The organism is Acidithiobacillus sp. (assembly GCF_023255755.1).
Lineage (GTDB): Bacteria > Pseudomonadota > Gammaproteobacteria > Acidithiobacillales > Acidithiobacillaceae > Acidithiobacillus.
In genome coordinates this window covers 6135-23731 of sequence record NZ_JAGDVS010000182.1, presented here as the reverse complement: position 1 = coordinate 23731, position 17597 = coordinate 6135, and the positions used below count along the sequence as shown (strand labels likewise).

General features: G+C 59.8%; 17 protein-coding genes and 2 pseudogenes. 9 read left to right on the top strand and 10 right to left on the bottom strand.

Going from position 1 to position 17597, the window contains the following annotated elements; translation table 11 throughout:
* Together Q0C48_RS12795 and Q0C48_RS12790 are read left to right on the top strand one after the other, a co-directional pair.
* A pseudogene (locus Q0C48_RS12795) lies at positions 1-308 on the top strand (ATP-dependent DNA helicase RecG); the annotation flags it as partial.
* Between the two features lie 90 nt (positions 309-398).
* A complete protein-coding gene (locus Q0C48_RS12790; RefSeq protein WP_291524953.1) occupies positions 399-1247 on the top strand; it encodes a L,D-transpeptidase in 849 nt (282 codons plus the stop codon).
* Between the two features lie 13 nt (positions 1248-1260).
* Here the strand turns inward: Q0C48_RS12790 and hemG are convergent, their stop codons facing one another.
* Both hemG and Q0C48_RS12780 read right to left on the bottom strand, forming a co-directional pair.
* Positions 1261-2601 carry a protoporphyrinogen oxidase gene (hemG, locus tag Q0C48_RS12785; RefSeq protein ID WP_291524951.1) on the bottom strand — a complete coding sequence of 447 codons (1341 nt, stop codon included), beginning with the start codon at positions 2599-2601 and terminating at the stop codon, positions 1261-1263.
* 4 nt (positions 2602-2605) lie between these two features.
* Entirely contained in the window at positions 2606-3649 is a 1044-nt protein-coding gene (locus tag Q0C48_RS12780; protein ID WP_291524948.1) for an AI-2E family transporter, read from the bottom strand.
* A 238-nt stretch (positions 3650-3887) separates the two neighbouring features.
* Here Q0C48_RS12780 and Q0C48_RS12775 point away from each other — a divergent pair, with 238 nt between their 5' ends.
* A complete protein-coding gene (locus Q0C48_RS12775) occupies positions 3888-4148 on the top strand; it encodes a hypothetical protein (protein ID WP_291524946.1) in 261 nt (86 codons plus the stop codon).
* Positions 4149-4442: 294 nt separating this feature from the next.
* Here Q0C48_RS12775 and Q0C48_RS12770 read toward each other — a convergent pair whose 3' ends face one another.
* From Q0C48_RS12770 to Q0C48_RS12760, 3 genes are read right to left on the bottom strand one after another with little or no spacing between them, the layout of a single operon-like run.
* Positions 4443-4919 carry a VOC family protein gene (locus Q0C48_RS12770; RefSeq protein ID WP_291524944.1) on the bottom strand — a complete coding sequence of 159 codons (477 nt, stop codon included), beginning with the start codon at positions 4917-4919 and terminating at the stop codon, positions 4443-4445.
* Positions 4920-4947: 28 nt separating this feature from the next.
* A complete protein-coding gene (locus tag Q0C48_RS12765) occupies positions 4948-5439 on the bottom strand; it encodes an arsenate reductase ArsC (RefSeq protein WP_291524942.1) in 492 nt (163 codons plus the stop codon).
* Positions 5436-5801, bottom strand: coding sequence for a helix-turn-helix transcriptional regulator (locus tag Q0C48_RS12760; protein WP_291524940.1), 366 nt, complete (start codon positions 5799-5801; stop codon positions 5436-5438). Before Q0C48_RS12760 ends, Q0C48_RS12765 begins: the two co-directional genes overlap by 4 nt.
* Positions 5802-5891: 90 nt before the next feature.
* On the opposite strand from Q0C48_RS12760, the gene Q0C48_RS12755 reads away from it, so the two are divergent.
* The 5 genes from Q0C48_RS12755 (at position 5892) to amrS (ending at position 10535) form a co-directional block, all read left to right on the top strand.
* Positions 5892-7199: an arsenic transporter gene (locus tag Q0C48_RS12755; RefSeq protein ID WP_291524938.1), complete on the top strand. Its 1308-nt coding sequence runs from the start codon at positions 5892-5894 to the stop codon at positions 7197-7199.
* Between the two features lie 10 nt (positions 7200-7209).
* Positions 7210-7923: an arsenical resistance protein ArsH gene (gene arsH / locus Q0C48_RS12750; protein ID WP_291524936.1), complete on the top strand. Its 714-nt coding sequence runs from the start codon at positions 7210-7212 to the stop codon at positions 7921-7923.
* Positions 7924-8040: 117 nt separating this feature from the next.
* A complete protein-coding gene (gene amrB, locus Q0C48_RS12745) occupies positions 8041-8862 on the top strand; it encodes an AmmeMemoRadiSam system protein B (protein WP_291524934.1) in 822 nt (273 codons plus the stop codon).
* Complete coding sequence (amrA, locus tag Q0C48_RS12740) at positions 8849-9457, top strand: AmmeMemoRadiSam system protein A (RefSeq protein ID WP_291524932.1); 609 nt, start codon at positions 8849-8851, stop codon at positions 9455-9457. Before amrB ends, amrA begins: the two co-directional genes overlap by 14 nt.
* Positions 9450-10535: an AmmeMemoRadiSam system radical SAM enzyme gene (gene amrS, locus Q0C48_RS12735; protein WP_291524930.1), complete on the top strand. Its 1086-nt coding sequence runs from the start codon at positions 9450-9452 to the stop codon at positions 10533-10535. The genes amrA and amrS overlap by 8 nt, the downstream gene beginning before the upstream one ends.
* 22 nt (positions 10536-10557) lie before the next feature.
* Here the strand turns inward: amrS and Q0C48_RS12730 are convergent, their stop codons facing one another.
* Genes Q0C48_RS12730 through Q0C48_RS12710 form a run of 5 tightly spaced genes read right to left on the bottom strand, consistent with a single transcriptional unit; the run spans position 10558 to position 16911 of the window.
* Positions 10558-11667 carry an ABC transporter permease gene (locus Q0C48_RS12730; protein WP_291524928.1) on the bottom strand — a complete coding sequence of 370 codons (1110 nt, stop codon included), beginning with the start codon at positions 11665-11667 and terminating at the stop codon, positions 10558-10560.
* The gene (locus Q0C48_RS12725; protein WP_291524925.1) at positions 11667-12782 is read right to left on the bottom strand and encodes an ABC transporter permease; all 1116 of its coding nucleotides are present in this window, start codon (positions 12780-12782) and stop codon (positions 11667-11669) included. Before Q0C48_RS12725 ends, Q0C48_RS12730 begins: the two co-directional genes overlap by 1 nt.
* The gene (locus Q0C48_RS12720; protein ID WP_291524923.1) at positions 12779-14512 is read right to left on the bottom strand and encodes an ATP-binding cassette domain-containing protein; all 1734 of its coding nucleotides are present in this window, start codon (positions 14510-14512) and stop codon (positions 12779-12781) included. Before Q0C48_RS12720 ends, Q0C48_RS12725 begins: the two co-directional genes overlap by 4 nt.
* A 3-nt stretch (positions 14513-14515) precedes the next feature.
* On the bottom strand, positions 14516-15550 hold the full coding sequence (locus tag Q0C48_RS12715) for an efflux RND transporter periplasmic adaptor subunit (RefSeq protein WP_291524921.1): 1035 nt from the start codon (positions 15548-15550) through the stop codon (positions 14516-14518).
* A 26-nt stretch (positions 15551-15576) separates the two neighbouring features.
* Positions 15577-16911 (bottom strand): TolC family outer membrane protein, encoded by a 1335-nt coding sequence (locus Q0C48_RS12710; protein WP_291524919.1) that lies wholly within the window; start codon positions 16909-16911, stop codon positions 15577-15579.
* A 165-nt stretch (positions 16912-17076) separates the two neighbouring features.
* On the opposite strand from Q0C48_RS12710, the pseudogene Q0C48_RS12705 reads away from it, so the two are divergent.
* A pseudogene (locus Q0C48_RS12705) lies at positions 17077-17597 on the top strand (aminodeoxychorismate synthase, component I); the annotation flags it as partial.

The window sequence follows — 17597 nt, the reverse complement described above, 5'->3', positions numbered from 1 at the left end:
GTTGCATCCTGCTCTATCATCCACCCCTGAGTGGCAAGGCGCGAGAGCGTTTGCGGGTAATGCGCGAAACCCATGACGGCTTTGTCATCGCGCGCAAGGATCTGGAACTGCGCGGACCGGGCGAGTATCTCGGCACGCGGCAGACGGGCATCCTGCAGATGCGCGTCGCAGATATCCTGCGTGACGAAGCCCTGCTGGCCCTCGTGCCAGAATTGGCGGATCAACTGCTGCAGGAAGATGCTGATGCGGCGCAGGCTATCGTGCAACGCTGGCTGGGGAACCGGCTGGACTACGGGCAGGTGGGTTAGCGGGAATCCGCCAGAAGATCATGGACCTTGCGCTCAGGCTTCCGGTATATTATGAGATTGTGTGAGTAGAGCCAATCTGGGGGAAGTGGAGTGATACGCAAATTCAAGGGATGGGGGCTGTTGGGGGTGATGCCGGGTGCTCTGGGATTAGCGGGTTGCACGACGACAGATCTGCCCTCCGCGCCAGTACACTCGGTAGCCTACTATGCCGCACAGATTCCCCCGCCGGTTGTTCAGCCAGTGGCGCCCGCGGTCTCTCCGGCAAGCGCTGCGCCAGTCGTCCAATCGGTGCATATCGTCATTTCGACTACCACGCACTTCCTGACGGTCTACAAGGGTAATACCGTGCTGGCGACCTACCCGGTAGCCATCGGCTTCAATGGCGCTGCTCCCAAACGGACACGAGGGGATGACGTCACGCCGATGGGGCGTTATCACATCGGCTGGGTCAGTCGGGGCACACGCTATGGCCCCTTCATGGGTTTGACCTACCCTAACCGGGAAAATGCGGCGTGGGGGTTGCGTGAAGGCGTTATCAATAAGGCGCAATATCGCGCCATTGTCGATGCCGTCGACGCAGGGCAGACGCCGCCACAAAATACCGCGCTGGGCGGCGAAATAGGCATTCACGGCATGGGTCCGCAATTTGCAGATGACCCTCAGAGCAAGGTGTTCCCTGGGCGCTGGACGGCCGGCTGCGTGGCCTTGTCAAACTGGGATGCACAGCAAATCGCCGCGATGGTGCAGGTGGGGACGCTTGTGGAGATCGTGGGGAACGCACCCGGATTACGGCGCAAATTGGAATCGGTTAGTGCTAACGCCCGGTATAAGTCCGTTGCCGCGCTCAATACCACGGCGACGCCAGGGGCTGTTGCGAAGCCCCAGGATACAGCGATGGATACCCTGGTTGCGGCGCTCGCCCCAACCGCAGCACACTAATTTCAGTCTGCTTTCAGCGCTGCCAGTCGGCGTCCTGACTGAACCGGTAAGCCCCTTCCATACAGTCTCCCAGCGCGACGCCCTCCCGCCAGTTGGCCCGGAAGTACAGCCCGGGGTACCGGGCGCTTAGGGCGTCGATCCGCCTTACCCGATCCAGGTGCCCGATTTCGTATTGCGGGATGGCTTTTGGCCAGATCTGGCAGCGGGTGAAAACGGGCTTGCCGCTGATGCCCAGCAGTGGGTTGATTTCGTGTAATGCAGTCGCCAGCAGATCATCATTGCTACGTCCGGAAATGTCATTCTGACTGCCGCCGATAAAGGCGGTCAGCAATATCTGATCCGCCGGTGCGCGCCCGGGAAAGAGGGTGGAGGAGAAGAGCACCCCCAGTGTTTCCAGACCCATGACCCGCGGAATCAGCATTCCGAAACCATCCAACGGATGTTGTACCTGTGCGCGCTGAAAGCCAATGGACAGGCTGCCTACCGCGGGATAAGGGATGGCGTCCAGTTCGTGGGCAAGTGCAGCGTCCGTTGGCGCGAGCAGACTGGCCGCAGCGCCCGCGGGCAGGGCGAGAATGAGCCGTTTGCTTTGCCAGGCATGGTTGCCGCTGCTGACCTGCCACATGCCGTCGCTATTACCCAACTGATCGACTGGGGTGTTGTAACGCAGCGCATCGCCGAGTGTACTGGCGACCCTTAGCGGGAGGGCCTGCAGACCTTCGCGAAAAGAAATAAGACGGGTTTTCGGAGTGCCGGGCGATTTCCTGTTCCGGGCACGCAGCGCGCCGCGGAGGAGTGAGCCACCGTCCTGCTCCAGCGCCACCAGGCGGGGAAGGGTAGCTTGTACCGAAAGACGTGCGGGATTGCCGGCAAAGATACCGGAGACGAAGGGGTCGACCAGCCAGGTGAGTGCTTCATCCCCGAGTCGCCGCCGCACAAAGTCAGCAATACTTTCCTCACCATCCTGCACCCGACGCGGTGGCCGGAAAGGCTCGCCAGGGAGATGTAGGCGGCCGCGCACACTCAGCAGGCTGCCGCCAAAAAGCACACCCGGTCCCAGTGCGACGGGTTGCCGATGGCGATTAAGGATATAGCGGCGCTTGGCGAGCGGGTTGGCTTCGACGATGTCTTCTTCCAGGCATAGCGCGCGGAGCCATTCCGGGACAATCTGGCCTTTGAGCAGGAGCGAGTTGGGTCCCATATCCCGCAGATAGCCTTCTTCCCGTCGACTCTGCAGGTTGCCACCTGGCGTGGTGCCTGCTTCCAGCAGCAAGGGCGACCAACCCCGTTTACGGAGGAAATAGGCGGTGGCCAGACCGGAAATACCGGCGCCGATAATGATCACTTCTTCCATGGGATTATGACCCCTTACCCAGGTAGTAAGGGCTCTGCAGGTACCAGCCATGGGCGTGGCGCAGCAGGGCGATGAGGACGGCGGTGACAGGTAGCGCGAGCAGCAGACCGACGAAACCGAAGAGTTCGCCGCCCGCAAGCACGGCGAAAATAACCGCGACCGGGTGTAGACCGATGCGATCCCCCACCAGATAGGGGGTGAATACCATGCTCTCCAGTATCTGGCCGATGCCAAAGACAATTAGTACCCAGAGAATGGGCAAAAAAGCGCCGGTCTGCACGTACATGGCGAGAGTGGCCATGGCTATGCCGCTCACGACGCCAAGATAGGGTACAAAACTGAGCAGTCCCGCCACCAGACCGACGAGGACGGCAGTTTGCAGGCCGACAATACTGAGGCCAATCGCGTAACTGGTGCCGAGGGCCAACATCACCAGGAGTTGTCCACGCAAAAAGGCCATGAGCATGGCGTCCGCATCACCGGCCAGGCGCTGGGAAAGCGGCAGATAGTGCGGCGGGATGAAGGCGGCAATACGGGCAATGAGGCGTGGCCAGTCGCGCAGCAGATAGAAACCCAGAACCGGCACTAAAATGATGCTGAGTACACTGCTGATCAGGCCGGAGCCGGAGCTCAGCGCTACCTGGAGGCTGCGCCCCAGCCATCCTGCCAGTTTCTGGGCATTGGCAGTGGCGTAATGGGTGATGCTTTGGCTGTCGAGGTGGATGCCGATTCGCGCGGAGAGTTGCGGGATGATCTGGGTTTGCAGGAGTTCTACATATTTTTGCAGATATTCGATGAATAGCAAGGACTGGTGACGGATGACGGGGAGCAGGGCCATGATGATCCCGGCCAGGATCAGGATGACGAGGACGAAAACCAGTGTGGTGCCCCAGGTGCGATTGATTCGGTGCCGCTGTAGGCGGGTGACCAGCGGATTGCCGAGATAAGCAAGGATGCCGGCTACCAAAAAGGGGCTGAGAATGGGAGAGAGGCGATAGGTCAGCCAGCCCAGCAGGATCAGGATGGCCAGCACAAAAAATCTTTGCATGGTTAGCGAGGCCCCCTCATCCAGTATTTGGCGGTTATGGGGGCAGGATAACCTAGTCCGGTGCGGCTTCGCTATGGGGCGGCACCGTAGTAGACACTAAACAGAGGTCTGATAGTTCTGTAGTCGGCTGGCGTTTTCATGCGGTATCGTCTAGATTTGGTTAAGTGGGGCCAGAAAATAAACATTATTGTGCCGTTCAATTGGACCGGAACCTTCCATCAGCAAGGGGTATAACTCAATGAATGTTAATGCAAACTACCAGAGTCAGACCGAGCCGTCATCGTTACAGGCCAGTGTCAAAAACATAGGACTTACCTTGGGGAATATCGTGCTGTACGCGGTGCCAATCATGTTGCTCGTCCTTCCGATATCTTATTGGTTGCCAAGTAACTATGTACTACTGTTCGTCGCACTTTTCGTCGGCCAGACCATTGGCGCACTCCTGCTGGTTTTCGTGGAGCGCCGCAGAATCCGTGGGGCAGCACAGCAAAACAGATGATGTTCCATGCTCGTCGGTGAGACTCAATGTCCGGGCAAGTGCGCGACATAGGCTTCTCGAGTCCGACAGTTAATCTTGCAACCAATTGATATTGCTAGTTTATATTTTGAAACGCTTATATAGATGCCTTCCAGTTTGGCAAGCTGATATTTGATTTATACTGGCATTAGTTCATGTAGTCGCTAACATGGGGGGAAATTAAGGAGCCAGACGATATTGCGCAATTTATTAAAGAAGATGCGTGATCTGGGGTGTATGGTAAATTTATGCCGGAATAATCACTGTGGTTGCTGTCTAACCATTGGAGTGCTCCGCAGGAGGTTGGGTACCGGGCACCAGATAGATCGCTTCCTGATCGTCAGGCATTTCGGCGAGTTCCTCCGGGGTCAGGCGCGCGTAGACTTCCAGGTTGTAACCGGTGGGGTCGCGCAGCCAGAGTTCATGGAGGGGCGTGCCCCGCCAGGTGGTGCGGGGTGGCTTGACGATCTCGGCACCAGCGGCCTTGGCGCGGTGGTAGCTTTCGACGACCGCCGCGCGGTTGGATACACCCAAGCCCAGGTGATAGAGGCTATAGGTGTCCAGTGCTTCATTTTTATCGTTGACCAGCAGCACCAGGTTCAGGCGCAAGTGGGGCACGATGAAGGTGCTGTAGCGTGCCGTCTGATCCTTGGCTTCGACACCGAGAAACTGCACGTAAAAATCGGTACTCGCCGCGAGGTCAGCAACGCGGATGCTGATATGAAATTCTTGGGGATCAACGATCATGGACATCGCGATGTGCTCCGTAGAATGGGGTGGCTCAGGGTTCCAGGCTGCCAATACGGGCCAGTTCTGCACACAGTTGTGCAGGGTCTTTTTCTATGAGACCTGCCACGGGCAGTTGGCACATGGCCTCAATGCGATGCCGCAAAATACGGTAGGCCGTGTCGAAAGCGGCTTCGATTTCGGCTTCGCTGCCGGTAGCTTTGGCAGGGTCTTCCACACCCCAGTGGGCGCGGATGGCCGGTCCCAGATACGCCGGGCAGGTCTCGCCGGCGGCACTGGCGCAGACGGTAATGACGACGTCGGGGGTGACGGCGAGATCATCCCAGGACTTGCTGCTGAGCCCTTCAGTAGAAAAACCCTCCCGCTGCAGCAAGGCCAGCGACCGGGGATGGACATACCCGGCGGGATGGCTGCCCGCACTGACGGCGTGCATGGCCGGACCCGCCAGGGCATTGAAGGTGACCTCGGCGAGAATGGAGCGACAGGAGTTGCCGGTGCAGAGGAACAAAATTTCCGGTTTTTTCATGGCAGATTTCCTGGTGGGACGATAGGCGATGTGGATACTTCCGCATGCGTTATGGCGCATTCCTGAGTACCGCGGCAGCAATTTTCGGTGAGATAGGCCACTAAAGCGCGAACCACGGGCATGGCCGCGCGATAGCGTTGGTAACGCCCCTCCCGCTGCACCGTGACCAGTCCTGCATGCTGCAGTGACTTGAGATGAAAAGAGATGCTGTTGTGCGCCTGCCCCAGATGCTCGGCAAGCTCACCAGACACCAAGCCTGCGGGTTCCTGCTCCACCAGGAGCCGGAAAATATCCAGCCGTACCGGCGACGCGAGTGCCTCCAGGTAGATCACAATCTGATCCCGTTGTTCTGCCGTGTCCATAAATCAACTCCCGAACTTTCGTTGCAGTATTGACAGGAACTGGTAGCTCGTCAAGACTACGAGCCAAATTTTCTGCGGAGTAGCCGATCCATGCTGGCGGTACTGATCTTTCTGGCAACGTTGATATTGGTGGTCTGGCAACCCAAGGGGCTGAGTATCGGTTGGAGTGCCATGGGCGGTGCGGTGCTGGCGCTGGCAACCGGCGTCATCACCTGGAGTGATATCCCCGTGGTCTGGCACATCATCTGGGATGCCACTTTTACCTTTGTGGCGCTCATCATCATCTCGCTGATTCTGGATGAAGCGGGCTTTTTCCACTGGGCGGCGCTGCACGTGGCGCGCTGGGGCGGCGGGCGGGGGCGACTTCTGTTTCCGCTGATCGTCATCCTCGGGGCGGCCATCGCTGCGGTCTTTGCCAATGACGGCGCGGCCTTGCTCCTGACCCCGATTGTGATGGCCATCCTGCTGCAACTGGAGTTCACCCCGGCCGCCACCTTTGCCTTTGTCATTGCCACGGGATTTGTGGCCGATACCACCAGCCTGCCGCTGATGATCTCTAACCTGGTGAATATCGTCAGCGCCAATTATTTCAATATTTCGTTTGTTCGCTATGCCCTGGTGATGGTTCCGGTGGATCTGGTGGCGCTGGCGGCGACGCTGCTGGTGCTCTGGATCGCTTTTCGGCGGGTGCTGCCGCAGCATTACGGCACGGCGCATCTCCCGGAACCGGCAACAGCGATCAGGGACCATCTGGTGTTTCGCGCCAGCTTTCCGGTGCTGGGCCTGCTGCTCATCGCCTATTTTGTCACCGCGCAGTGGCAGGTGCCCGTCTCTGTGGTCACTGTTACGGGCGCCTTGATTCTGCTTGCTCTGGCGGGCCGCTGGTTTCGGGGTGGACGCGGCGCCCAGATTTCCGTACGTAAGGTTTTGCAGGATGCGCCCTGGAAAATTGTGGTTTTCAGTTTGGGTATGTACCTGGTGGTGTATGGGCTGCGCAATGCCGGACTGACGGCCTATGTGGCGCAGGCCCTGCACTGGTTTGGCACCCATGGGCCGGTCGCCGCCGCACTGGGTACGGGTTTTCTGGCGGCATTGCTCTCATCGATAATGAATAACATGCCCGCGGTGCTGGTGGGCGCGCTGGCTATCCATCACGCGTCTGCTGCGGCGGATCCCATGGTTCGCGAGATCATGGTTTATGCCAATATCATCGGTTGTGATCTGGGTCCCAAGTTTACACCCATCGGCAGTCTCGCCACTTTGTTGTGGTTACATGTGCTGGGTCGCAAGGGGGTCACCATCACCTGGGGCCAATATATGAAGACCGGACTGCTGATCACACCGCCGGTGCTTTTGGTGACTCTGCTGGCACTCGCCTGGTGGCTGCCATTGATTTAAGGAAAAAGCCATGACGGATACATTGCCAAATATCGACCCGGCGCTCTTGCGGATTCCCGTTTCGGCGAACTTTAAAAGCGGGACCGAATGTCTGGGAAAACCGCGCGTGCTTCTGCTGTATGGTTCCAATCGCGAGCGTTCCTACAGCCGTCTGATGGTGGAGGAGGCCGCCCGGCTGCTCCGCCTCTTCGGGGCAGAAACCCGCATTTTCAATCCCTCCGGGCTGCCTCTGGCCGATGATGCGCCCGATACCCACCCGAAGGTTCAGGAGCTGCGGGAAGCCGTGCTGTGGTCGGAGGGACAGGTCTGGTGTTCGCCGGAGCGTCACGGTGCCATGACCGGGGTATTCAAATCGCAAATCGACTGGATCCCCCTGAATGCCGGGGCGGTGCGTCCCAGCCAGGGCAAGACCCTCGCCCTCATCCAGGTCTGCGGTGGATCCCAGTCTTTCAACGCGCTGAACCAGATGCGTATTCTGGGTCGTTGGATGCGCATGTTCACCATTCCCAACCAGTCTTCGGTGCCCAAGGCCTTTCTGGAGTTTGACGAGATTGGGCGGATGAAACCCTCGGCCTATTACGACCGGCTGGTGGATGTGATGGAGGAGTTTATGAAGTTTACTCTGTTGTTGCGCAACCATGCCGAGTATCTGGTGGACCGCTATTCGGAGCGCAAAGAATCCGCCGAGGAGTTGTCCAAGCGAGTGAATCAGCAGGAAATCTGAGCGCGAATCAGGGGTTTTTCTGTACGGTCTAATCATGGAGCCTTGAAAAAACTCTTTCCTATCCTGATATAGCTAACATGAAGATGTTGGCCTTATAGCGGCCAGGGAGAGTGCTTCATGAATCTCGTCAGACCAGCGGCGGTGGTCGGCATGTTTTATCCTGCCGAGGCTGCTGTTTTGCGGACCGAAGTAGAGCGTTTACTGGCCGGGGCTGAACATGCCGATGAAGCGGCCGCTGCCTCGTGGCCCAAGGCCATTATTGTCCCCCATGCGGGCTACATCTACTCGGGAGCGGTGGCCGCTTCCGGTTACGCCCTGTTGGCCAGGGGGCGGGGGCAAATCCGCCGGGTGGTGCTTTTGGGGCCAGCGCATCGTGTGCCATTTCGCGGCCTCGCCCTGCCTGGGGTTCAGGCCATGCAAACGCCGCTGGGTACTGTCGCGGTGGATCAGGCGGGGGTGGAGGCACTGGCCGGGTTGCCCCAGGTTCGGGAAATCGTCGCTGCCCACGCGCAGGAGCATGCCCTGGAAGTACAATTGCCTTTTATCCAGGAGGTGCTGGGTGACGTCAGCGTCGTCCCGCTGGTGGTGGGCGATGCCCGACCGGACGAAGTGGCCCAGGTTCTGGAGAAGCTCTGGGGTGGCGAGGAGACGGTCATCGTCATCAGTTCCGATCTTTCTCACTATCATCCCTATGCCGAAGCCCGTGCGATAGACCACCATACGGTGGAGGAAATATTGCGCTTCGATCCCATGCCCATCGACCACGAGCAGGCTTGCGGCGCCACGCCTATCAATGGCCTTCTCCCGGTCGCCCGTAAGCACCACCTGCACCCACGTCTGGTGGGGCTGTGTAACTCGGGTGATACGGCAGGGTCCCGTGATGCGGTGGTGGGCTATGCCGCAGTCGCTTTTTACGGAGAGAGCCATGACCATGCATGAAGGTGACGAAAAGACCGGTGGGCTTCCGCCGGAAGCCGGGGAAATCCTGCTCGATGTAGCCCGTGCTACGATTACCGGGGCGTTGGGTTTGCCCGCTGAGTTTGCGGCTGTGCCGAACTGGGCGCAGCAGCCTGGTGCGACTTTTGTGACGCTGACCGGACCCCAGGGCTTGCGAGGCTGCATCGGCAGCCTGCAAGCCTATCGTCCCCTCGGGGTGGACCTGCGCGCCAATGCCCTGGCGGCGGCCTTCGAGGATCCACGTTTTCCGCCGCTGGCTGTAGCGGAGTGGTCACAGGTGCGGGTGGAAGTTTCATTACTCTCTTCGCTGCAGCGGATACATTTTGACAGCGAGGAGAGCCTTTTGGCGCAAATTGACCCCCACCGGCATGGGTTGGTTCTCACTTATGGTTCGCGTCGTGGCACCTTTCTTCCCCAGGTGTGGGAAGAGCTTCCCCAGCCACGGGAGTTTCTGCGAGCGCTCAAACGCAAGGCGGGTTTGCCTGCAGATTTCTGGGCCGGAGAAATAGAAGTGTATTGGTATACGGTGGAGAAATGGCGTGAAGAACAGACGCCAGGGAGGAGGGGCAATGGATAAGGAGACGTTTATAACGCATCCGGGCCGCTACTGGCACAAACTTGCCGATGGGCGCATTCAGTGTGACCTCTGTCCGCGCGACTGTCGTCTGCAGGAAGGTCAACGCGGGGCTTGTTTCGTGCGAATGCGGAAGGGCGACACCATGGTCCTCACCACCTATGGTCGCTCCTCGGGTTTTTGTATTGACCCCATCGAGAAAAAACCCCTGAATCATTTTTACCCCGGCAGCAGTGTGCTCTCCTTTGGCACGGCGGGCTGCAACCTGGCCTGCAAGTTCTGCCAGAACTGGGATATTTCCAAATCCCGCGAAATGGACCGGCTCCAGGACCAGGCGAGTCCCGCAGGCATCGCGGCAACCGCCCAATCGCTGGATGTCAAAAGTGTGGCCTTTACCTATAACGATCCGGTTATTTTTGCCGAATACGCCATGGATACGGCGGATGCCTGCCATGCCGCCGGCATCAAGACCGTGGCCGTTACCGCCGGTTATATCCATGCGCAGCCGCGGGCGGAGTTTTTCGCCAAAATGGACGCAACCAATGTCGACCTCAAGGCCTTTACCGACGAATTTTACTTCAAACTGACCGGGGCGCATCTCGCCCCCATACTGGAAACACTGGAGTATATCGTCAAGGAGACCCAGACCTGGCTGGAAATCACCACGTTGCTTATTCCGGGCCATAATGATTCCGAGGCGGAGATTCGCGCGGCGGCGGAGTGGATGATGGGGCATCTGGGTCCCGACGTACCGCTGCATTTCTCCGCTTTCCATCCCGACTACCGGATGCCGGATGTGCCCGCCACACCGGCAGATACCCTGGTGCGGGCACGCCGCGTGGCCATGGAGACGGGTTTGCATTACGTCTATACCGGCAATGTGCATGATCAGGAGGGCGATACCACTTTTTGTCCCGGATGCGGGGCGGCATTGATCGTCCGCGACTGGTATCAGATATTGTCGTATCACCTGACTCCGGAGGGGCATTGTCCCCATTGCGGCCACCGTATTGCCGGGCATTTCGAGGCCAGACCGGGGCGTTTCGGGCGCAAGCGCATTCCCCTGCGCGTCGGGGCCTGAAGAGGGCCGTGTCCCTCCGGATTCACTGCATCCGGTGGCGGAACAACCAGGCCGCGGCGGTCATGGAACTCAGGGCGATCAGGGCCAATGGCCAGTATTGCGACCAGAGTTCGTGAAAGCCGTCGCCCTCCAGAAAAACCCCGCGCACGATCACCAGGAAGTAACGCATGGGATTGATATAGGTGAGATCCTGCACCAATTCCGGCATGTTGGCGATGGGGGTGGCGAAGCCGGAGAGAATGATGGCGGGCACCAAAAAAAGAAATACCCCCAACAGACCCTGCTGCTGGGTGACGGCGAGCGATGAGATCATCAGCCCGATGCCGATGGCGGCGAGCAGGAACAGCGCCATGCCCAGTGCCAGCGCCAGGATGCTGCCGATGAAAGGTACCTGAAACCAGAAAACTCCCGCGAGGATGATAAAAACGCCTTCCAGCGCGCCAATGATGAAGCCGGGCAGCGCCTTGCCCAGAAGAATTTCCAGGGGATTCAGCGGGGTGACGAGCAGCTGATCGAAGGTGCCCTGCTCGCGCTCCCGCGCCACGGACAACCCGGTCACCAGCAGGGTGACCACCAGGGTCAGTAGGGCGACAATGCCCGGTACGATAAACCAGCGGGATAACAAATTCGGGTTGAACCAGGAGCGAACCACCAGTTGTGCCGGAGGCTTGCCCCAATGGTGGGTGGCGGCCCAGTGGGTGTCGAAAGACAGGATGACACTGTTGACGTAATTGAGGGCCAGAGTGGCGCTGTTGGAGTTGCGACCGTCAATGATGACCTGCACGGATGCCGGGTGATGCAGCAGCAGGTCGCGGGTGAAGTTCGGACCGATCTGCAGTACCAGCAACACTTTCTGATTGTTGATCAGGGGCGCTATTTGGGCATTATGGGTAATAATCGCCACCTGCTGAAAGGCGGGGGAGCCTTGAAAACGGCCTAATAACTCCCGGGAGGCAAAACCGGAATCCTGATTGTAGACTGCGTAGGGGATATGATTGAGATCGAAAGTCGCGGCATAGCCGAAGACCAGCAACTGAATCAGAGGCGGGCCGATCAGCACGAAGCGGCTCTTCTTGTCTCGCAGCAGAGCGAGGAATTCCTTGATCACCAAAGCCCAGAGTCGCGCCAGCATCAGTCCAGCCTCTTGCGGGAACGGCGCAGGGTGACGCCGAGAAAGAAGGTCGCCATGAGTGCCAGAGCCAGGCTGTTCCAGAGAATGACGGGCCAGACGTCACCGGCGAGGAAGAGGGTCTGCAGAATAGTGACGAAGTAGCGGGCGGCCACGATATGGGTGATGACCTGGATAGCCGTGGGCATGGACTGGATATCGAAGATAAAGCCCGAGAGGATAAAGGCCGGCAGGAAGGTCACGATAATGGCGATTTGACCGGCCACGAACTGGTTGTGGGCAGCGCTGGAGATCAGCAGTCCCATGCCCAGCGCCGCCAGTAAAAAGAGCGAGGAGCAAAGCAGCAGGACCCAGAAGCTGCCCACCAGAGGGACGGCGAAGAGCCAGACCGCCAGCGCCACCGACAGGAGCATGCCGCCCATGCCGAGAAAGAAATAGGGGATGAGCTTGCCGAGGAGAATCTCCCCCATGGTCACCGGACTGGCCATGAGGGCCTCCATGGTGCCGCGCTCCCATTCCCGGGCCACTACCAGCGCCGTCAGCAGGGCACCGATGAGGGTCATGATCACGGCAATAAGCCCCGGCACCAGATAATTGCGGCTGCGCAGGGCCGGATTGAACCAGATACGGTCCTGGCCGGTGACCGGTATGACCAGCGCGGCCCCGGCACTGGCGGCGCGTTGTTGCAGCCAACCCTGCCAGACACCCTGCAGGTAACCCTGCAAAATTCGGGCATTATTGGCATCCTTACCGTTGACGAATACCCCGATGCTGGTGGTGTCACCCTGCAACACCTGACGGCTGAAGTCGCCGCGCAGCCAGAGAATACCGTCGGCTCTGCGCGTCATCACTGCCTGTCGGGCCGCTTGAATACTGCCATAGATCTGTGGCGTGAAGTAAGCCGACTGCTGTAGCCCGCCGATAAAGGCGCTGGTTTCCGCACTGGGCTGGTCCACCACCACGGCCACCGGCACATGGCGCGCGTCCAGCGATACGCCATAGCCAAAAAGAAAAAGCAGAAACACCGGCATGACAAAAGCGATGGCAATGGCGGATGGGTCGCGCCAGATCTGGATGAACTCCTTGCGAATCAGGCCGCGCAGGCGCTGGAGCTTCATGATGCTCTCCGGATCTGGCTTTCGTGTTCCTGAATGAGATGGATGAAGGCCTCTTCCATGCTCGGCTCGGGGTGTGCCGGATATTTGGCCTGATCCCGTATTTCCTGGGGGCTGCCCTGGGCCAGCACCTCGCCCAGAGACATCAGGACGAGTTGGTCGCAATATTCGGCCTCGTCCATGAAATGGGTGGTGATCAGCACCGTCACCCCGCCTTCGGCCAGGGCATTGATGCGCTGCCAGAATTCGCGGCGGGCGAGGGGATCCACCCCAGAGGTGGGTTCGTCCAGGAAGAGAATGGGCGGTTCGTGCAGGAGGGCGCAGGCCAGGGCCAGGCGCTGCTTGATTCCGAGGGGTAGGTCGTCGACATTGACATTGCGATAGTCGGCCAACTGGAATTCCCGTTGCGCCCAGTCCAGACGCGTTTGTCGCGTCTTGCCGCGCAGCCCGTAGGCCGCCGAGAAGAAGGCCAGGTTCTGATCAGCGCTGAGGTTGCCATACAGCGCAAACTTCTGGGCGACGTAGCCGATGCGGCCCCGGGCCTGGGCGGTGGCATGGCGCATATCCACTCCGGCAATCTGCAGGGTGCCGGAAGAAGCGGGGAGCAGGCCGCAGAGCATGCGAAAGGTGGTGGTCTTGCCGGCGCCGTTGGCGCCCAGCAGGCCAAATACCTGGCCTTTGCGAACGGTGAAGGTGTTGCCTTTAACCGCCTCGAACTTGCCGTAGAACTTGCATAGGTCGCGCACTTCCACTACGGTTTCTGCTTTCTGGTCCGTGGGCGGGGCGGCGGATGGAGGGTCGGACATGATTTCGGCATCCGGGTCTTCGGGGGCACCTAACAGGTCGACAAAGGCATCCTCAAAGGTAGGTGCCGCAATCTGCCAGTCTTCCCCCGCCACGGCATGGGGTCGGGTATCCCGGCAGAGCACGCGCACGCCTTCGGCGAGGATGCGCGCGTCCTGGACGCTGGCCCGGTGTTGCAGGGTTTCCCGCAGGTGGCGTTTGCTCACCACTGCCTGGGTGACTAGAAAACAGCGCCCGTTCAGCGGTTGATGGAAGGCCGCAGGGCTGTCCTTTTTCAGGAGCTTGCCCTGATGCAGCAGAATGATTTCGTCACAGCGCTCCGCCTCATCAAAATAGGCGGTGCTCATGAGCACCGTGACGCCCTGTTCCTTGAGCCCCTGGATGATTACCCAGAGTTCGCGACGGGCAATGGGATCCACGCCCACCGTCGGCTCGTCCAGGAGGAGCAGTTGCGGGGCACGCAGCAGGGCGCAAGCGACGCCGAGCTTTTGTTTCATGCCACCGGACAGCGCTCCGGCGCGCCGGGCACCAAAGGGGCCGAGTGCGGTGAGTTTGAGCAGTTCCCGCTGGCGGGAAGCAGCCGCCACCGGCGTTAATCCCTGCAAATCGGCGTACAGGTCGAGATTCTCCTGTACCGTGAGATCTTCATAAAGACCAAAGCGCTGCGGCATATAACCGATGGCGGTCTGCACCTGTCTCGCCTGCCGACGGGTATCGGCGCCGAGGACGGATATCGTGCCGCTGTCGGGAATCAACAGCCCGGCGGCAAGGCGCATCAGCGTGGTTTTGCCGGCGCCATCAGGGCCTAAAAGGCCGGTGATGGAACCTGGGGGAAGGCTCATATCCAGGTTGTTCAGCGCTTGCACCCGGTCTTTGCCGCGGGCGAAGCTTTTGCTGACCTGACTGAAACGCAAGGTCGTGTCGGTCATGGTTCAGCGTCCGCAGACGTTCGTGTTCCGATTCTGTGGCGGGTTATTTCGGAGCGGAATCTGCACCGTCACGGGCATGCCCAGGCGCAACTGGTGCCCGGGATTACAGGCATAAATACGCACCCGATACACCAGCTCGGTGCGCAGTTCGGTGGTCTGTACGGTCTTGGGGGTGAATTCAGCCGTGGGCGAAATAAAGCCGACCCAACCCGCGAAATGCTTTCCTGGAAAAGAATCACTCTCGATGTTGGCCTGCATGCCGAGGCGCACCTGCCCCAGCGATTTCTCGGGCAGATAGGCACGTACCCAGATGGGATTGTCCAATGCAAGGGTAAAAACGGGCACCTGTGGACTGGCCATATCCCCCGGTTCGAGGATGCGGTCCTGTACCACGCCCTCTTGCGGCGCGAAGAGTTTGGTGTCCGCCAGTTGGCGCTGTGCCAGATGCAGAGCGGCCTGCTCGGCGGTGAGCTGGCTGCGGGCAGCGGCAATGTCTTCTTGGCGCGGCCCTTTGATCGCCAGGGTCAGGCCCTGTTGGGCGTGATCCAGATTGGCCCGGGCGGTTTTCAGGGCGGCGGCTGCATTATCCAGATTCTGCTTGGGTACATATTGCTCAGCGGCCAGCGCCTGCTGCCGGCGCCAGGTGATTTCCGCATTGGCCAGGGTGGCCTGAGCGGCGGCGGCGTTCGCCCGGGCTTCAGCGATTTCTTCGGGACGGGAACCAGCCAGCAGGCGGGCCAGCACCTGTTCTTGCGCGGCAACACTGGCCTGATCACGGTCCACCGCATCCTGAAAGCGGGTCGGGTCGAGTTCCGCCAGCAACTGGCCTTTGTGGACGCGGTCACCCTCCTGCACAGCGAGACGCAGGATGCGTCCGCTGTCGTCGAAAGCCGCTTGCACCTGGCGGATGTCCACATTCCCATAAATGGTGACCTGATCGGCGGGAGCCGTAGGGCGGGTTTCCCAATAGGTCACTCCGGCACCGATGGCGAGAATGACCACTGCGGCAATGACCATCTTTTTTTTGGTAGCGGCCATGCGTCATATACTCCCAGGCTAGTGGACTACGGGTTTGCGCTATTGTCCAGCAAGGCGTTGATGGCTTCGAGATCCGCCATATTGACCTGGCCAGAGGCGGCCTTAAGTTGTACCCGCGCTATTATCTGATTATAGAACGCCACATTGTAGTCCTGCTCGGCGCGGATGTAATCCGTGGCCGTCTGCAGCAGGTCGATGATGGAGCGGGTACCCACCTCATAGCCCTTGCGCGTGCCTTCCAGGGAAACTTTGGCCGAGGCTACGGTCTCTTTGGCAGCGCGCAATTGTGCCACGCTGTCTTTGAGGTTGAGGAAGGCGGTTTGGGTATTGAGCGTGACTTCATCGCGGACATTGGCGACGTGATCAATACTGGCGATGGTCTGCGCCTGTGCCTGTTGTACGGAGGCAGAGGTGTGTCCGCCCTGATAGAAGGGCACGGAGAGGTTGAGACTCACCCCGGCCTGATTCATGGCCATGCCGGGGAAGGGGCTACCCAGGGAGTGTTGTGCGATACCCTGAAGATTCACCACCGGCCAGCGCGCACGGCGGTTATATTCGACCTGGTCCTGCGCGGTTTGCAACTGCGCTTCCGCCTGATGCAGCAGCGGTTGATCTTTGACGGCACTTTGTACCCAACGGGTCATATCGTCGGGCTGGGGACCCATGGCCTCATAATGCCCCAGGTTGTCGAGCACGCCGATGGGATGATGGGTGAGTCGTTGCAGGCGGCGCTGGGCAACAGCGACCCCGTTGCGGGCCTTGATGAGATCAGCTTTGGCGGCATCAAGGCGGGCTTGTGCCTCACGTACGGCAATGATATCCCCGGTGCCAATTTTCAGGGTGGCGTCCGTCTGTTTGTAAATACTTTCGAGCAGCGATTTCTGTTTTTCGGTAACATGTTTCTGGGCCTGCGCCTCCAGTACGCCGAAGTAGGCCTGAGCCACCTGTAGGGCCAGTTGTTGTTCGGTATAGGTGAGGGCTGCTGCGCTCGCCTGAATCTTGGTGTCGGCTTGCTTGAGCGCTGTCCATGCCTGACCGTCAAAAACGGATTGGGTAATGTTGACGCTGTAGCTGTCTGACAGGTAGGCGCGATTGATGGGCTCCGCTCCAAAGCCGGTGATGTCGGCGGTGTTAAAGCCAACACCGGCACCGGCACCCACATGGGGGAGCAGGGCGGAACGGGCGAGGGGCTTGTCCTGCATCTGTGCCGACAGTTCGGCGCGGGCTTGAGCCAGTGTCGGATCCGTCTGGTAGGCCTGTTGATACGCATCAATGAGGCTTTCCGCCCCGGCGGGCGTCGTGCCCAGAATCAATGTCGCCATGAGAAGCGAAAGACGTGGGGGGAGACGATCTGCGCGCATGGGAATGACCCTATCGTGACGGTAAGGCCACAAGATACTGACCGCTCGGTCAGTCGTCAAGGAAGAATCCCGCGGTGAGGTGCCCCCAAGCCGCATCCGGGAATGGGCAAAATCACACTTCTCCCTTATGCTGATGCTCCCGTTTCAGTGGACGCCGCGCTGCTTATGCCTCACCCCGTACTGACCCAATGTGTGGTGCCTTATCCTGAGAATGTCGCCACGGTGTTTGCGCCGCTCGCCTCAACGCCCTGGTCCTTCTTTCTGGATAGCGGTGCGACGGTGTCCCCGCAGGGGCGTTACAGCATGCTGGTGACGGCACCGCGCCAGCGTCTGTGGCAAGAGGCGGGGCGGCTTTGGATTGCCGATGGGGATGGTCCCGCGCGGCGCTCGGCGCTTTCGCTCTGGGAGGCGTTGCGCGAGTCGGTGACGAGCCCCCCCAATGCCGCTTCTCTGCCCGCAGAATTACCGTTCACGGGTGGGGCGCTGGGGTATCTGGCCTATGATTTCGGGCTGGCGGGGCAGGGTATTCCGCAGCCTCCTACACAGTCTCTTCCTGAAGCGGCCTTCGGTATTTACGACACGGCGCTGCTGGTCGACCATCATGGGCGCAAGGCCTGGCTTTGTGCCCCCGAAGACCGGATGGTGCAGGCACTTGCGGAGTGGCAGCCACGCCTGGCTCGCGCGAC

Excerpts from the sequence above, each read along its gene's own strand:
- hemG (WP_291524951.1), bottom strand. The coding sequence starts at position 2,601 with ATGGAAGAAGTGATCATTATCGGCGCCGGTATTTCCGGTCTGGCCACC.
- Q0C48_RS12780 (WP_291524948.1), bottom strand. The coding sequence starts at position 3,649 with ATGCAAAGATTTTTTGTGCTGGCCATCCTGATCCTGCTGGGCTGGCTG.
- Q0C48_RS12775 (WP_291524946.1), top strand. The coding sequence starts at position 3,888 with ATGAATGTTAATGCAAACTACCAGAGTCAGACCGAGCCGTCATCGTTA.
- Q0C48_RS12770 (WP_291524944.1), bottom strand. The coding sequence starts at position 4,919 with ATGTCCATGATCGTTGATCCCCAAGAATTTCATATCAGCATCCGCGTT.
- Q0C48_RS12765 (WP_291524942.1), bottom strand. The coding sequence starts at position 5,439 with ATGAAAAAACCGGAAATTTTGTTCCTCTGCACCGGCAACTCCTGTCGC.
- Q0C48_RS12760 (WP_291524940.1), bottom strand. The coding sequence starts at position 5,801 with ATGGACACGGCAGAACAACGGGATCAGATTGTGATCTACCTGGAGGCA.
- Q0C48_RS12755 (WP_291524938.1), top strand. The coding sequence starts at position 5,892 with ATGCTGGCGGTACTGATCTTTCTGGCAACGTTGATATTGGTGGTCTGG.
- arsH (WP_291524936.1), top strand. The coding sequence starts at position 7,210 with ATGACGGATACATTGCCAAATATCGACCCGGCGCTCTTGCGGATTCCC.
- amrB (WP_291524934.1), top strand. The coding sequence starts at position 8,041 with ATGAATCTCGTCAGACCAGCGGCGGTGGTCGGCATGTTTTATCCTGCC.
- amrA (WP_291524932.1), top strand. The coding sequence starts at position 8,849 with ATGACCATGCATGAAGGTGACGAAAAGACCGGTGGGCTTCCGCCGGAA.
- amrS (WP_291524930.1), top strand. The coding sequence starts at position 9,450 with ATGGATAAGGAGACGTTTATAACGCATCCGGGCCGCTACTGGCACAAA.
- Q0C48_RS12730 (WP_291524928.1), bottom strand. The coding sequence starts at position 11,667 with ATGCTGGCGCGACTCTGGGCTTTGGTGATCAAGGAATTCCTCGCTCTG.
- Q0C48_RS12725 (WP_291524925.1), bottom strand. The coding sequence starts at position 12,782 with ATGAAGCTCCAGCGCCTGCGCGGCCTGATTCGCAAGGAGTTCATCCAG.
- Q0C48_RS12720 (WP_291524923.1), bottom strand. The coding sequence starts at position 14,512 with ATGACCGACACGACCTTGCGTTTCAGTCAGGTCAGCAAAAGCTTCGCC.
- Q0C48_RS12715 (WP_291524921.1), bottom strand. The coding sequence starts at position 15,550 with ATGGCCGCTACCAAAAAAAAGATGGTCATTGCCGCAGTGGTCATTCTC.
- Q0C48_RS12710 (WP_291524919.1), bottom strand. The coding sequence starts at position 16,911 with ATGCGCGCAGATCGTCTCCCCCCACGTCTTTCGCTTCTCATGGCGACA.